We start from the raw sequence: 15,306 nt of genomic DNA, 5'->3' as shown, positions 1-15,306 counted from the left end.
GATCACCGGATTCGGTGAAAGTTTGGTGAGAAACTGGAAATGAAAAAAAAGCTTTCTTTTAGTTTGGTTACTTTGATTGCTGGCTTCATGCTCGCTATTCAATTCAATTTGGTGAATAAACCTGTCGTTTCCGATACAAGGGATATGTGGGAGCTGAAAAACGATTTATTGAAAGAACAGCAGACCCAGGTGGATTTAATAGAGGGTATTAGTAAGCTTGAGGGAAAAATTGCATCCTATGAAACAAAGAAAAATGAGAGTAAAGAAGAAGTATTGCGTGACACCCTGACAGAATTAAAGACTGACGCAGGTTTGACCGAAATAAAAGGCAGTGGGGTAATCGTGTCCATACAACCGATTAAAGAAGAGATCCTTCTTGGTGAGCGGATTGAGTACATTTCACCTGTATTGCTAAGAAGGCTCATTAATGAGATGTATAGGTTTGGTGCTGACGAAATTTCCATTTCAGGACAAAGGTACATATCATCCTCGGTGATTCGTGATATTAATGGTCAGCCGAAAATAGATGGATATCCTTTAGTTGATTACCCGGTCGAAATGCAGGCACTTACGGTTAATCCAAAGAAGCTGAAGCAGCGTATAGAAGGTTCTGAGCTAATGGATGATTTCTTTATAGATAATTTTGAAGTGCAAATTAAGACGCCTTCTGGTGAGTTGACATTGCCGGCATACCAAAATGCGATTAATGTGGAACATATGAAACCCATTATGGATGGGGGGGAATCGTAATGTGGCTGCCAGTTTTTGGACTCCTGATTGGAATCACCCTCGGTTTTTTGGTGGATTTCGATATACCACATGAATATTCAAATTATCTCTCCATTGCTGTGCTTGCAGCTTTTGATACCTTATTTGGAGGCATACGGGCTCATCTGCAAAATCTTTATGATGAAGTTGTATTTGTTACAGGATTCTTCTTTAATATTGTTTTGGCCGCAGGTTTGGCTTTTCTAGGTGTACATCTTGGTGTAGACTTGTATTTAGCCGCAATCTTTGTGTTCGGCGTAAGACTCTTTCAAAATATTGCCCTGATTAGAAGGATCCTAATTGAAAAATGGTCCATTTCCCGGAAAAAGTAGAAAAAAAATCTATAATTTTAAAGGGAATTACGTGATAAATGACGAATAGTTTATGGCAGTATCTAGTTTAGAAATGATAGCAGTTTCATTGAGAAGCGAACAATAAGGCACGATAACGTGAGAAATCTGCGAGTATTGTTTGGGAAATATGAAATGAACCGCTTATTATGAAATTTGCGAGTTGTTGTAATCAGTTTTGTCATTCTATAATGAATAGGTCTTCGATATAAAAATGTTATTCTACTAAAACATGTATAAAACTGAAGGAGGTGCCATGGAATGAACAGCAACGAAATTTACGTAAGTCTTGACATCGGTACATCCAGTGTAAAAGTTATCATTGGGGAAATGGTCAATGACACATTAAATATAATTGGCGTAGGAAATATTAAATCAGAGGGGCTCAAAAAGGGTTCGATCGTCGGTATCGATGAAACCGTCCAATCCATTCAAAAGGCTGTAGAGCAAGCAGAACGGATGATAGGGATGGAGATAAAAAAGGTAATCGTCGGTATAAGCGGAAACCACGTGACGCTTCAGCCTTGTCATGGGGTAGTAGCGGTATCCAGTGACAATAAAGAAATTACTGAACATGATGTTGTTCGTGTTAGAGAAGCAGCGGAGTTAATAACCATACCATCCGACAGGGAAATTATCGACGTGGTGCCAATCCATTACAAGGTTGATGAGCTTGATGAAATCAGTGATCCAAGGGGCATGATAGGTGTTCGGTTGGAAATGAGAGGGATTTTAATCACAGGTCTTCGGACAATTTTACATAATACGCTGCGGTGTGTGGAAAGGGCAGGGTTAGAAATAACCGATATCGCTCTTCAACCTTTAGCCGCAGGTTCCCTTGTTTTATCCAAGGATGAAAAAGAACTTGGTGTGGCTCTGGTCGATATTGGCGGAGGTTCAACGACTCTGGCGATTTTCGAACAAGGCTATTTACAATACACGTCGGTGATACCTATAGGCGGGGAAACACTAACGAAGGATCTTTCCATCGTTCTAAGAACAACGATGGATGAGGCTGAGAAAATAAAAGTAAAGCATGGACATGCCTTTTATGATGACGCTTCTGAAGATGAAGTATTCCAAATACCAATCATCGGCAGCGATCAGCAGCAGCCCTGCAACCAGTTAATGCTTTCGGATATCATTGAAGCGCGAGTCACCGAAATATTCGAGTTGATTCAAGATGATTTGAGGAGACTTGGCTTCCAGGATATACCGGGTGGTTTCGTGTTGACCGGGGGTGTCGTCAAGATGCCGGGAGTCCTGGAGCTTGCTCAGTATGTGTTCCAAAACCGTGTAAGGACGGCCGAGCCGAATTACATCGGTGTTAGGGAACCCCAATATACGACAGCGGTTGGTCTAATTAAACACGCATGCAAGAAAGAGAGAATGCTAAAAAACACCGCCAATAAAACTCCTGTAGCAGCTGGACAAGCACAAGAAGATAACGACCAGCGCAGCCAAAAGGTATCTCAAAAAAGCAAAGAGAACCCGGCTAAAAAACAAGGTGAAAAAGGTGAATCTAAATTCAAAAAAATCCTGGGTTACTTTTTTGAATAACAATCATAAAGAATCGGGAATTTCGTCAAAATAGGAGGATTGTCATGTTGGAGTTTGATTCTAATTTAGAACAATTAGCAACGATAAAAGTAATAGGTGTTGGCGGCGGCGGAAACAATGCGGTAAACAGAATGATCGAGCATGGCGTACAAGGTGTTGAGTTTATTTCTGTCAATACTGACGCACAGGCTCTTAATCTATCAAAAGCTGAAATTAAAATGCAAATCGGTGGGAAGCTTACACGCGGATTGGGTGCGGGCGCCAACCCGGAAGTAGGAAAAAAAGCAGCAGAAGAAAGCAAAGAGCAGATTGAAGAAGCGCTTAAAGGTGCCGATATGGTTTTCGTAACTGCTGGAATGGGCGGCGGAACGGGAACGGGGGCTGCTCCTGTCATCGCTGGCATCGCTAAAGATTTAGGAGCGCTTACAGTGGGTGTAGTTACACGTCCATTTACTTTCGAAGGCCGAAAACGTGCAACACAAGCACAAGGCGGCATTTCATCCATGAAGGAATCGGTTGACACACTAATCGTCATTCCAAACGACCGTCTCCTTGAAATCGTCGATAAAAGCACGCCAATGCTTGAAGCATTCCGTGAAGCAGATAATGTACTTCGTCAAGGTGTACAAGGGATATCAGATCTAATAGCTGTTCCAGGTCTTATTAACTTGGACTTTGCCGATGTTAAGACCATCATGTCCAACAAAGGTTCCGCTCTTATGGGGATCGGGATTTCCTCCGGTGAAAACCGCGCAGCGGAAGCGGCAAAGAAAGCCATCTCCAGTCCCCTGCTCGAAACATCGATTGATGGTGCACAAGGCGTACTGATGAATATTACTGGCGGAACGAACCTAAGTCTTTTTGAAGTCCAGGAAGCAGCCGATATCGTGGCTACTGCCTCCGATCAGGACGTAAACATGATTTTTGGTTCGGTTATCAATGAAAACCTAAAAGATGAAATCGTCGTTACAGTAATTGCAACTGGCTTTAACGAGGTTGAAGCTACAATAAGGCCTGCTGGTCGTCCAACCCTTGGACAGCAGCAGCAATCAAGACCTCAGACACAACAAACGCCACAGTCAAACGTGAAGCGTGAAGTGAAGAGAGAAGAAGTAAATGAACAGCCGGCGCGTAATGCCAATCAAGGTGATGAGGCATTGGATATTCCAACCTTCCTCCGTAACCGCAATAGACGCCGTTAATATTGACGTCATATACCGTTCCCATTCGGGGACGGTTTTTTTTGTGTGTAAAAAGTAATTCCTGTTGAAGAAGTTGCTATATATGAAATAATATTTTGCATCCAATGGCCTTTATCTTATTGGTTCTTTTCCGATCGTTCGCTGATCACCGAATGGCCCGATAATCGGTATCTGGAACACCTTTTTAGTGTTGATTGAATATCTCGGTTCAGTGAAGGTCCATATTATTCCATGTGTTAGTATGCCTACTTTTTGACCTTTTTTCATAAATAGATGGTTTGGAGGGTGTAAGAGGGTCGAGGTCTTCATCACTTGTTTGCTGTCATTCCGATGAGGAAAAAAGAAAGAAGCGTCAAGAAATTCTGAAACTTATATAACATAAATCGACAGGAACAAAAGGGAGCAGGATAGTCTCTAAGAAAGTATTGAAAATATCAATAGCTGTTTTTCTACAAAAAGGGTAAAAATGACTGAAAAACTCTTAAGTTTTCAGTACAAAAAGTGACACACTTTCTTAGGGCAGGTACGCTATACTTTTTGCTAGTGGAAGGTTAGTTCCTATAAGGAGGGGAGGGTGTTTGACCTTATATTTAGATGTGATCTGGTTGTTGAATTGGTTATTTGACTGCCTCCTTTTATATTGGACCGCAATCATTCTCAAACGAAGGGTAGCGCTTTGGCGAGTATGTATCGGCGGGTTGATTGGTTCCTTCATTATCGTATTGGCATTCACTCCTTTTTATGCTATTGCCGACCGAGTGTACATGAAGATTTTAGTATCCCTGGTTATGGTGTTGGCAACATTCGGGTTTACTAGGCTAAAACTCTTCATGAAATCGGTGGCCACTTTATACTTTGTAACGTTTTTATCGGGAGGAATCCTTCTGGGCCTTCACTATCTATTTGAATTTCAAATCGTTTCAAAGGACCCTGTTAAATATGCAGGAATCAATCGATTTGGCGATCCTGTCAGCTGGATATTTGTCATGATAGGGTTCCCGCTCGCCTGGCAATTCTCCAAGCGTACACTAGAGGGTATGGAGATGACAAAGCTTACACATGAACAAATGGTTTCGGTCTCGGTTAAAATTTCTGACTTTGAAGGAACGTTTCAGGGACTTGTGGATAGCGGCAATCAATTATATGATCCCATATCACGTTCCCCAGTTATGATCATCTCGCTTTCAGGTGGGGAAGCAGGGATTCCCCACGATATGCTAGAGCTCTTTAAAAACCCTGATAACCTGATTAAGCAGGAAGAACAACCCGAGTATTCATGGACAGGACGAATGCGGGTCATTCCTTATAAAGTCGTGGGTCATGATCATCAATTGTTAACCGCAATCAAACCGGATTACATCAAAATCAATCAAGGGGAAAATGAATATCATGTCAAGCAGGGTCTTGTTTCGTTTACCTTCTTGCAACTCTCTCCCGACAATAGCTATCAATCTATCGTTCACCCGAAAATGTTAACCGGCATACCGGTGCAAAATGCCTCCTGAACCATTGATTCACTCTAAAACTTGACCCATAATCCGTTTATTAGAAGGGAGAATTATTTTGAAGAAATTCATTCTTCGGCTCACTTATTTTTGGTACAAACTATTGTTCAAGCTCGGATTGAAAACGGACGAAATATTTTATATTGGAGGGAGTGAGGCACTTCCGCCGCCCCTTTCAAAGGAAGAAGAGGCAATACTGATCAACAAATTGCCAAATGGCGATGAAGCTGCACGATCGATCTTAATTGAACGGAATTTGAGGCTGGTTGTCTATATTGCCAGGAAATTTGAAAATACGGGCATCAATATTGAAGATTTAATAAGTATCGGTACCATAGGTTTGATCAAGGCCGTGAATACATTTAATCCCGAGAAGAAAATTAAATTGGCTACATATGCCTCAAGATGTATCGAGAATGAAATTTTAATGTATTTACGCAGAAATAACAAAATCCGTTCTGAAGTTTCTTTTGATGAACCTCTGAATATTGATTGGGATGGAAATGAGCTTCTATTATCGGATGTCCTAGGTACTGACGATGATATTATCACGAAAGACCTCGAGGCAAACGTGGACCGAAAGCTGCTGACGAAAGCACTTACACAGCTATCCGAACGCGAAAAACAGATTATGGAACTTCGATTTGGACTTGCAGGAGGAGAAGAAAAAACGCAAAAAGACGTTGCCGATATGCTGGGGATTTCCCAATCTTACATTTCACGTTTGGAAAAAAGGATTATTAAGAGGCTTCGAAAAGAATTTAATAAAATGGTGTAAAAAAATAAAGTGCTTAAATGCCAATTAAATCAATACTTTGATAACGATATTGAAAAATAATGGTGATTTTCTGTTCTAACCATGTGCATATTTTTCCCTCCCGCGGAAATACTGTTTTTTGTACAGCGCTCCTGTGAGGAGGGAATAAATTTGTCTCGTAATAAGGTTGAAATCTGCGGTGTGGATACATCAAAATTACCGGTTTTAAAGAATGAAGAAATGAGAAAACTCTTTAAAGAACTGCAAGATGGCGATATTTCAGCAAGAGAGAAACTGGTAAACGGGAATCTTCGACTCGTTCTAAGCGTCATTCAACGCTTCAACAATCGGGGAGAGTATGTAGATGATCTATTTCAGGTAGGCTGTATAGGGTTAATGAAGTCGATAGATAACTTTGACTTAGGTCAAAATGTTAAGTTTTCAACGTATGCTGTACCGATGATTATTGGTGAAATCAGGAGATATCTTCGTGACAATAATCCGATTCGGGTTTCCCGTTCATTAAGAGACATCGCATACAAAGCTTTGCAGGTTAAAGAAAAGCTCATTAGTCAGACTCTTCGTGAGCCGACAGCTGAAGAAATCGCCAAGGTGTTGGAAGTGCCTCATGAAGAAATAGTTTTTGCTCTAGATGCTATACAAGATCCAGTTTCACTTTTTGAACCGATTTATAATGATGGCGGGGATCCGATTTATGTACTCGACCAACTGAGTGATGAAAAGAATAAAGATAGTACTTGGATTGATGAAATAGCGATAAATGAAGGCATGAGACGGTTGAATGACCGTGAAAAAATGATCCTTCGTAAACGGTTTTTCCAAGGGAAAACGCAAATGGAGGTAGCCGAGGAAATTGGCATTTCACAAGCGCAGGTGTCCCGATTGGAAAAAGCGGCTATAAAGCAAATGAATAAAAATATCCAACAGTAGAAGCTGAGCATGAGAATAAGTTAGCTGAAGCGGGTAGTGCAAAAATGTAGATTACCCGCTCTTCAGCAACTTATCCATAGCGGCTTTTTTATTATGTTCACCCCTTTTTAAAGGTAATTCCTGATTTGAAGTGACGTTTATTTATCGTATTCTTCATCCTTGAGTGAATCATGTCATATACATAAGAATAGGACCTTCATCTATGATGAAATTTTGAGGAGCTGAGTGATGTGACAAGGATTTCCGAATTTCAAATTAAGGATATTGTCAATATAGCAGACGGCAAGAAATTGGGTAATATGTCAGATCTTGAAATTAATACGGCAACGGGGAAAATTGAAGCCATAGTGGTTTCAAATGGCACCAGGCTAATGGGTTTCTTCGGCAGGGACCAGGATATTGTAATTCCATGGCGCAAAATAAAAAAAATCGGTGCAGATGTCATTCTTGTTGAACATCAAACGGTATTTCAAGCAGAACTGAAAGATGAACGGTTTTAAAGGGTATATCGCGCAAATATATGATACACTAGACTAAAAATAAAGAGGTTTAAATCATGAAAGAGCCATTTGTTATAATTGAAGACCAATATATGCTCATTGACAGCTGGAGAAAACAAAATCTCCAGCTCGTAGCGGGCTTCACCACAAAAAATGGGGGAGTCAGCTCAGGTGACTATCAAACATTGAATACCGGTTTTCATGTAGGGGATAAGCTTGAAGATGTCCAGAAAAACCGCAGGACTTTAGCGGAAAAGCTGTTTTTTCCACTAAATGAATGGATAGGAGCCGAGCAGACGCATGAAACGCAAATCCAGCAAGTGACCAGTCTCGATGGTGGGAAAGGTGCAGTGGATTATATTTCGGCCTTTAAAGCTACTGACGGATTTTATACGAAGGATCAAAATACTTTTTTGACCCTTTGTTATGCGGATTGCGTGCCCTTATACTTTCTTGCACCGGCACATGGTATGATTGGGGTGGCACATGCTGGTTGGAAGGGTAGCGTTAATGGAATTGCACGAAAAATGGTTGAAGCATGGCGGAGTGAGGGTATTAAGGCAACGGAGATATTTGCTGTAATAGGACCGTCGATTTGTTCGAAGTGCTATGTGGTTGATGATAAAGTCATAGATTTAGTGCAGAATATGCTGGAAGATAATGACGAAAAGCCCTATAATTTAATCAGTGAAGGACAATTTCAGTTAGATCTTAAGCAACTAAATGCATTGATTCTTCAAAAATCAGGAATTCCAAAAAGTCAGATCGATGTTACATCATACTGTACAAGCTGCAATCACGATTTGTTTTTTTCACATCGTCGCGATAACGGAAAGACAGGTAGATTGATGAGTTTTATCGGTTGGAAGGAGGATTTAGGGTAACAGTGAAAGTAGCGGACAATTTAAAAAACATCGAAGAACAAATAAATATAGCATGTGAAAATAGTGGCAGGGACCGTAAAGATATTAAATTAATTGCCGTGACGAAATATGTTTCGGTCGAGAGAGCAATGGAAGCATTGGAAGCCGGAATCAGCGATTTAGGTGAAAATCGTGACGAGGGGCTTTTAAATAAATATGAAGTGCTGAAGGACAAGCCCAACTGGCATTATATTGGTTCCATGCAAACACGAAAAGTAAAAAATGTCATCGATAAAATCGCGTATATCCATTCATTGGATCGCATTTCTTTGGCAGAAGAAATTCAAAAACGGGCAAATGAGCCGATAAACTGTTTAGTGCAGGTAAATGTCTCAGGTGAGGAATCAAAACATGGCTTGAATCCTGAAGCCACACTGGATTTCATAAAAGGGTTAACTGATTTTGATAAGGTGAATGTTGCCGGATTGATGACGATGGCGCCATTGACGGATGATGAACAAGTTTTGCGGGAATGCTTCCGGAAACTGAAGGGCATACAGGTGGAAATACAAAATGCTGGGTTGAAGCATGCTCCCTGTACTGAATTGTCCATGGGGATGTCCAACGATTTCATGATTGCCATTGAGGAAGGCGCTACAATGGTTAGGATTGGTACTGCACTTGTAGGCGAATAATTTTAAGGAGGTACGCTTTAGATGTCGTTCGTATCAAAATTTAAATCTTATTTCGCGCTGGATGATGAGTATGAGTACAAGGATGAAGTGATGGAAGAAGAGGAGGCTGAACGAAAAGTCGTGAAGTCAGCTAAACAGCAGCAGCCCGCTTCTGCAGGGAATAATACCAATCAGAATATCGTAAGTTTGCAAAGCGTACAAAAATCTTCTAAAGTAGTATTATTGGAGCCTCGTGCTTATGCAGAAGCCCAAGAGGTAGCGGACCATTTAAAAAACAGACGTGCAGTTGTCGTGAACCTTCAACGGATCCAGCACGATCAAGGAAAGCGAATCATCGATTTTCTAAGTGGGACTGTCTATGCAATCAGTGGGGATATCCAAAAAATTGGAACAGATATATTCTTATGTACCCCGGACAATGTCGATGTTTCCGGTAATATCACCGGCTTCGCCGCGGAAGAGGAGTACGAAGAAGCGAGGTGGTAATGATTAATGGGTGTAGTGCTTCAAGGCTTATATTATTTAATTGAAATTTATTCAATGGCATTAATCGTTTACATATTGATGTCATGGTTTCCCAATGCAAGGGAAACAGCGATTGGGCAATTCCTGGAAAAGATTTGCGAACCATATTTAGAACCGTTCAGAAAGTTCATACCACCACTTGGCATGATCGATCTTTCACCGCTTGTAGCTCTGCTGGTGCTTAACTTTGCCAGCGGTTATGGAATCCTTTACTTACAGAACTTAATAGGATAATCAACAATCAACCTGAACATGCATCTCACTACACAGTCGGATGAGACTCCGCTGTGTAGTAGCAACGAAGAATCATTTTATCAATTCCTTATGGTCGACCATTAATTTGATAACTAAGGAGCTTTTATTCAATCATGAGTATTTATCAGCATTTCAGGCCGGAGGAAAAAGATTTTATTGACCAGGCAATGAATTGGATTGATCAGGTGAAAAATTCTTACGCTCCGAAACTATCTGATTTTCTTGATCCGCGCCAGCAGGAAATCCTTACTTCCTTAATAGGGAATGATCCGGATGCGAAACTGCAATTTAACGGCGGGAGCGATTTCGTTGAGCGAAAACGTGTGCTCATTTACCCTGATTATTACTCTCCTGAACAATCGGATTTCAATATCTCCTTATATGATATCTCCTATCCAAAGAAATTTGTTACGCTTGAACATAGGCAAATACTTGGAACCTTGATGTCACTTGGGGTAAAACGTGAAAAATTTGGTGATATCATAGTGACTGAGGATTATATTCAATTTATTGCGGCCGGGGAGATGGATTTATATCTCACAGGAAATTTAGAAAGAATAGGTAACGCTTCCGTTGCCATCAAACGGCTTCCGATCGAGAATATCATCCAAGTGAATGAAAAATGGGAAGAGCAAGTCACCACCGTTAGTTCTCTTAGGCTAGACAGTGTGCTATCGTCCGTATTGAATATGTCCCGTCAAAAAACCCAAGCCTTGATAACTTCAGGGAAAGTAAAGGTGAATTTCAAGCAAACGGAAAATGTTTCGGAAGAATGCCGTGAGGGTGATACACTTTCCATCAGAGGTTTTGGCAGATGTAAAATAGCGTCAATTGATGGAAAAACCAAGAAGGATAAGTGGAGAATCTCATTAGGCAGGCAAAAATAATTCAATATTAAGCAGGATTCATACATTTTTTGTCGAATATAGAGTTTTAATATACTAGAGTAGAAACCGTTCTGGAGGTGCCGTAATGCCCTTAACCCCGATAGATATACATAATAAGGAATTTAACAAAGTATTTCGAGGGTATGATGAAGATGAAGTAAATGAGTTTCTCGACCAGGTCATTAAAGATTATGAACTGATTTTGAGGGAGAAAAAGGAAATTGAAGATAAACTGAACGAGACTTATGATCGTTTAGGACATTTTACGACAATTGAAGGTACACTTAATAAGTCGATTATTGTCGCACAAGAAGCAGCTGAAGAATTAAGGCGCAATGCCCAAAAAGAAGCGAAACTGATCATTAAGGAAGCAGAGAAAAATGCTGACCGAATCGTCAATGAGTCACTTGTGAAAGCAAGGAAAATAGCGATGGATATTGAAGACTTGAAAAAACAGTCCAAAGTATTCCGGACCCGTTTTAAAATGCTTGTCGGTGCACAACTGGATTTGCTGGACAATGATGATTGGGACCATCTACTTGATTATGAAGTAGATGCGACTGAAATAGAATTAAATGAGAGAGTGGAAGAGGAAATTTAACCGATTCCTTGACTTGGAACACTTTTTTCGCATATAATTTTTTAACAATACTATTCATGATGACATTAGACGATGACAGGGAAAGTAAATACTTCACACACTTATTTCTAGCGAACCGGGGATGGTGAAAGCCCGGAATAAGCGAAGTTATTGAAGATCACCCTTGAGTTCTGAGTTGAACCTGCTTTTGCAGTAAGTAAACGAAGCGTTTCATTCACGTTACGAATGCTCGAGAGGTTGGATTCACTTTGTGAATCCTTCTAGCCAGGGTGGTACCGCGGGAAGCAAAGCTTTCTCGTCCCTTTTTTAGGGATGAGAGGGCTTTTTATTTTGGCCGGATATCTATGTCTAGGTTCGAATGAAATTTTGTAAAGACGGATGGAGGATTTTAAGATGGAATACAAAGATACCTTATTGATGCCTAAAACTGAATTTCCAATGCGTGGAAACTTGCCGAAGCGTGAGCCGGAAATCCAAGAGAAATGGAAAGAAATGAACATCTATAAAAAAGTGCAAGAACAAACGGAAGGGCGCCCTTTATTCATTTTGCATGATGGACCTCCATATGCTAACGGTGATATCCATATGGGCCATGCAATGAACAAAGTATTAAAGGATTTCATTGTCCGTTTCAAATCAATGAGCGGTTTTCAAGCACCATATGTTCCTGGTTGGGATACACATGGGCTTCCAATCGAAACGGCATTGACAAAAAAAGGCGTGAAACGGAAAGAAATGAGCGTAGCTGAATTCAGAAAGCTTTGTGAAGAGTATGCTTACGTTCAGATTGACAATCAACGTGAGCAGTTTAAAAGAATAGGGGTCCGTGGAGATTGGGATAATCCTTATATCACGTTAAAACCTGAATATGAAGCACAGCAAATCAAGGTCTTCGGTGATATGGCGAAAAAAGGCTATATTTATAAAGGCAAAAAACCTGTTTACTGGTCTCCATCAAGTGAATCAGCCCTTGCCGAAGCTGAAATTGAATATCAAGACAAACGTTCTGCATCGATCTACGTTGCTTTTGAGGTCACAGATGGCAAAGGTGTAATCGAAGAGGGCGTAAAAATCATCATCTGGACGACAACTCCTTGGACGATTCCTGCAAACCTTGGTATCTCATTGCATCCGCAATTAAATTACGTGGTAGTTGCTGTTGAAAATGAAAAATTCTTAATTGCTGAGGCGCTTCTTGAATCAGTTACAGAAACCCTAGGTTGGGATAACCCGTCAATCTTGAAAACGGTAAAAGGGAGCGAGTTGGATCGCGCCGTTGCGAAACACCCTCTATATGGCCGCGATTCATTAGTGATGTTGGGTGAGCATGTAACAACTGAAGCTGGTACGGGTTGTGTTCATACGGCGCCTGGACATGGTGAAGATGACTTTATCATTGGACAAAAATACGGCTTGGATGTACTTTGTCCTGTAGATGAAAAAGGAGTCATGACGGAAGAGGCAGGGGAATTTGCTGGATTATTTTATGATCAAGCGAATAAACCAATTACTGAAAAATTAACAGAAGCAGGCGCGTTATTGAACTTGACGTTCATTACACATTCATATCCACATGATTGGCGGACGAAGAAACCGACAATCTTCCGTGCAACGGCACAATGGTTTGCTTCAATCAAAGACTTCCGCAGTGAACTTCTGGAAGCAATTGAAGAAACTAAATGGGTACCTGCATGGGGCGAAACCCGCCTATTCAATATGGTCCGTGATCGCGGAGATTGGTGTATTTCCCGTCAACGTGCATGGGGTGTACCAATTCCAGTCCTTTATGCAGAAAACGGCGAGCCAATCATTACCGATGAAACGATCAACCATATTTCAAACCTATTCCGTGAACATGGTTCGAACATCTGGTTTGAACGGGAAGCGAAGGATCTACTGCCGGAGGGCTATACACATGAAGGCAGTCCGAATGGTATCTTTACAAAAGAAACGGATATCATGGACGTATGGTTTGACTCAGGTTCTTCACATCAAGCGGTACTTGAGGAAAGAGAAGACTTGCAGCGGCCTGCTGACCTTTATTTGGAAGGTTCCGATCAATACCGCGGCTGGTTTAACTCATCACTTTCTACAAGTGTTGCCGTAACAGGAAAAGCACCGTACAAGGGAGTTCTGAGCCACGGATTCGCTTTAGATGGCGAAGGCCGTAAAATGAGTAAATCGATTGGGAACGTTGTCCTTCCATCTAAGGTCATGAACCAACTGGGTGCAGATATTTTACGTCTTTGGGTTGCTTCTGTGGATTACCAATCGGATGTCAGGGTTTCCGATCCTATTTTAAAACAAGTTTCGGAAGTGTACCGTAAAATCCGGAATACATTCCGCTTCCTGTTAGGAAACTTGGATGGATTCAATCCAGATACTGATAAAGTGGCAGTCCAAGAATTACCTGAAGTCGATCGCTACATGTTAGTTAAATTGAATAAATTGATCACTCAGTCGAAACTGGGTTTTGAAAATTATGAGTTTGCTACAATTTATAATATGGTCAATAATTTCTGCACACAGGATTTAAGTTCGTTCTACCTTGATTATGCAAAAGACATTTTATATTGTGAAGCACCAAACGGTAAAGAGCGTATGGCCATTCAAACGGTCCTTTACGAAGCATTGGTAAGCTTAACGAAATTGGTTTCACCAATTCTCTCGCATACCGCTGATGAAGTATGGGCGTTCATTCCTGGTGTAACGGAAGAAAGTGTACAGTTGACATTGATGCCTGAAGAAATTTCCATCGATAATGCTGAAGTCATTGAAGAAAAATGGACGGCGTTCATGAATCTCCGTGACAATGTACTAAAAGCATTAGAAGAAGCTCGTAACCAGAAGGTCATCGGAAAATCACTGAACGCTAAAGTGATGGTATATGTTAATGAAGAAACGAAGAATCTGCTTGATGGTATCAAGGAGAGCTTTGAACAATTATTCATCGTATCCGAATTTGAAATCGCTGGCGATGTGGCAAGTGCCCCATCAGAAGCAGTTAAACTTGAGGATATCGCGATTCTTGTTACAAAAGCAGAAGGTGAAACGTGTGAACGTTGCTGGAATGTTTCGAAAGAGGTAGGTCAAGTGGAAGAGCATCCAACACTCTGCCCGCGTTGTGCAACAGTCGTGAAAGAGCATTATGTAAATCAGTAATTTCAAAACGAATGTCGGTCCCTAAATGATGGGATCGGTCAGACTGTAGACAAACTCAATAATAATTGAGTTTGTCTACAGTTTTTTTGTTTTTACATTTTCACATTGAATTGCACTTCTGGCACTCGCTTTCCGCGGGCGCCTGTAGGGTCTCCCTTGGACGCGTATTCCGGCAGGAGTCTCGAACACCCATTCCATTCTACTTTGTTTTAACATGTAGATGGAACACCTTTTACCTACAGTCTTTTTTGTTTTAAAATAAAAGTATTATTGAAAACAGTGAAAAGAAGCCATTTCCTCCAGAAGTTTGCCTATTCATTTTCCATGCAGCAACAGACTGCAGGATTTGTGTTGGGGAACTATAGTTCACCCGAAAATACGCATAATAGTCATATCTTGGAGGCTCTGTTTGTACAAGTGATTGAGAAAGTTGGAAAACTGTAAGCTGTTGCCGCAGATACAGCTTACAAAACACCAGCATCCATTACTAACTACCTTTTTGTCTATAAACTGACCGGTTCCTATGTAAAGGGTCCGGTTTTTTTTGTGGGAATGCAAACAGAAAAGGCTAAAATTCTTATTGAAAATAGATCGTCATCCAAAAGGTATTGTTTTCTTTTCAAATCTGCCCTGTATTCTCCAAATCCAGCTAACAGCCTTTTGTTTTTCGTATTAGTCATTATTTCTAGTTTATGCTACAATTCAAAAGTGAAGATTTGATTAGT

General features: G+C 40.8%; 15 protein-coding genes. All 15 read left to right on the top strand.

Features of this window, described 5'->3' with window-relative positions; genetic code table 11:
* Positions 1 to 39 precede the first annotated feature (39 nt).
* The 15 genes from ACQKMH_RS12220 (at position 40) to ileS (ending at position 14,581) form a co-directional block, all read left to right on the top strand.
* On the top strand, positions 40 to 750 hold the full coding sequence (locus tag ACQKMH_RS12220) for a DUF881 domain-containing protein (RefSeq protein WP_427587739.1): 711 nt from the start codon (positions 40 to 42) through the stop codon (positions 748 to 750).
* Positions 750 to 1,100 carry a small basic family protein gene (locus ACQKMH_RS12215; RefSeq protein WP_427587738.1) on the top strand — a complete coding sequence of 117 codons (351 nt, stop codon included), beginning with the start codon at positions 750 to 752 and terminating at the stop codon, positions 1,098 to 1,100. Before ACQKMH_RS12220 ends, ACQKMH_RS12215 begins: the two co-directional genes overlap by 1 nt.
* 279 nt (positions 1,101 to 1,379) lie before the next feature.
* Positions 1,380 to 2,678 carry a cell division protein FtsA gene (ftsA, locus tag ACQKMH_RS12210; RefSeq protein ID WP_427587736.1) on the top strand — a complete coding sequence of 433 codons (1,299 nt, stop codon included), beginning with the start codon at positions 1,380 to 1,382 and terminating at the stop codon, positions 2,676 to 2,678.
* 44 nt (positions 2,679 to 2,722) lie between these two features.
* Positions 2,723 to 3,880 carry a cell division protein FtsZ gene (gene ftsZ / locus ACQKMH_RS12205; protein ID WP_427587735.1) on the top strand — a complete coding sequence of 386 codons (1,158 nt, stop codon included), beginning with the start codon at positions 2,723 to 2,725 and terminating at the stop codon, positions 3,878 to 3,880.
* 578 nt (positions 3,881 to 4,458) lie between these two features.
* Positions 4,459 to 5,385: a sigma-E processing peptidase SpoIIGA gene (gene spoIIGA / locus ACQKMH_RS12200; protein WP_427587734.1), complete on the top strand. Its 927-nt coding sequence runs from the start codon at positions 4,459 to 4,461 to the stop codon at positions 5,383 to 5,385.
* 58 nt (positions 5,386 to 5,443) lie between these two features.
* Positions 5,444 to 6,163 (top strand): RNA polymerase sporulation sigma factor SigE, encoded by a 720-nt coding sequence (gene sigE, locus ACQKMH_RS12195; protein ID WP_034313874.1) that lies wholly within the window; start codon positions 5,444 to 5,446, stop codon positions 6,161 to 6,163.
* A 150-nt stretch (positions 6,164 to 6,313) separates the two neighbouring features.
* Positions 6,314 to 7,093, top strand: coding sequence for an RNA polymerase sporulation sigma factor SigG (gene sigG, locus ACQKMH_RS12190; RefSeq protein ID WP_034313871.1), 780 nt, complete (start codon positions 6,314 to 6,316; stop codon positions 7,091 to 7,093).
* Positions 7,094 to 7,323: 230 nt separating this feature from the next.
* Positions 7,324 to 7,593 carry a YlmC/YmxH family sporulation protein gene (locus ACQKMH_RS12185; RefSeq protein ID WP_101224588.1) on the top strand — a complete coding sequence of 90 codons (270 nt, stop codon included), beginning with the start codon at positions 7,324 to 7,326 and terminating at the stop codon, positions 7,591 to 7,593.
* Between the two features lie 56 nt (positions 7,594 to 7,649).
* Positions 7,650 to 8,477, top strand: coding sequence for a peptidoglycan editing factor PgeF (gene pgeF / locus ACQKMH_RS12180; RefSeq protein ID WP_427587733.1), 828 nt, complete (start codon positions 7,650 to 7,652; stop codon positions 8,475 to 8,477).
* Positions 8,478 to 8,479: 2 nt separating this feature from the next.
* A complete protein-coding gene (locus ACQKMH_RS12175) occupies positions 8,480 to 9,151 on the top strand; it encodes a YggS family pyridoxal phosphate-dependent enzyme (protein WP_427587732.1) in 672 nt (223 codons plus the stop codon).
* Between the two features lie 21 nt (positions 9,152 to 9,172).
* Positions 9,173 to 9,637 carry a cell division protein SepF gene (locus ACQKMH_RS12170; RefSeq protein ID WP_427587731.1) on the top strand — a complete coding sequence of 155 codons (465 nt, stop codon included), beginning with the start codon at positions 9,173 to 9,175 and terminating at the stop codon, positions 9,635 to 9,637.
* Positions 9,638 to 9,643: 6 nt separating this feature from the next.
* Positions 9,644 to 9,910, top strand: a complete 267-nt coding sequence (locus ACQKMH_RS12165) for a YggT family protein (RefSeq protein WP_427587730.1) — start codon at positions 9,644 to 9,646, stop codon at positions 9,908 to 9,910.
* A 134-nt stretch (positions 9,911 to 10,044) separates the two neighbouring features.
* Positions 10,045 to 10,818 carry an RNA-binding protein gene (locus tag ACQKMH_RS12160; protein ID WP_427587729.1) on the top strand — a complete coding sequence of 258 codons (774 nt, stop codon included), beginning with the start codon at positions 10,045 to 10,047 and terminating at the stop codon, positions 10,816 to 10,818.
* 85 nt (positions 10,819 to 10,903) lie between these two features.
* Complete coding sequence (locus ACQKMH_RS12155; RefSeq protein ID WP_057913479.1) at positions 10,904 to 11,419, top strand: DivIVA domain-containing protein; 516 nt, start codon at positions 10,904 to 10,906, stop codon at positions 11,417 to 11,419.
* Between the two features lie 393 nt (positions 11,420 to 11,812).
* The gene (ileS, locus tag ACQKMH_RS12150) at positions 11,813 to 14,581 is read left to right on the top strand and encodes an isoleucine--tRNA ligase (RefSeq protein WP_427587728.1); all 2,769 of its coding nucleotides are present in this window, start codon (positions 11,813 to 11,815) and stop codon (positions 14,579 to 14,581) included.
* Positions 14,582 to 15,306: the final 725 nt, after the last annotated feature.

Source organism: Peribacillus sp. NPDC097895 (assembly GCF_050277555.1).
Classification (GTDB): Bacteria; Bacillota; Bacilli; order Bacillales; family DSM-1321; genus Peribacillus.
The sequence above is the reverse complement of the archived record's forward strand: the minus strand, read 5'-3'. Positions and strand labels throughout refer to the sequence as shown.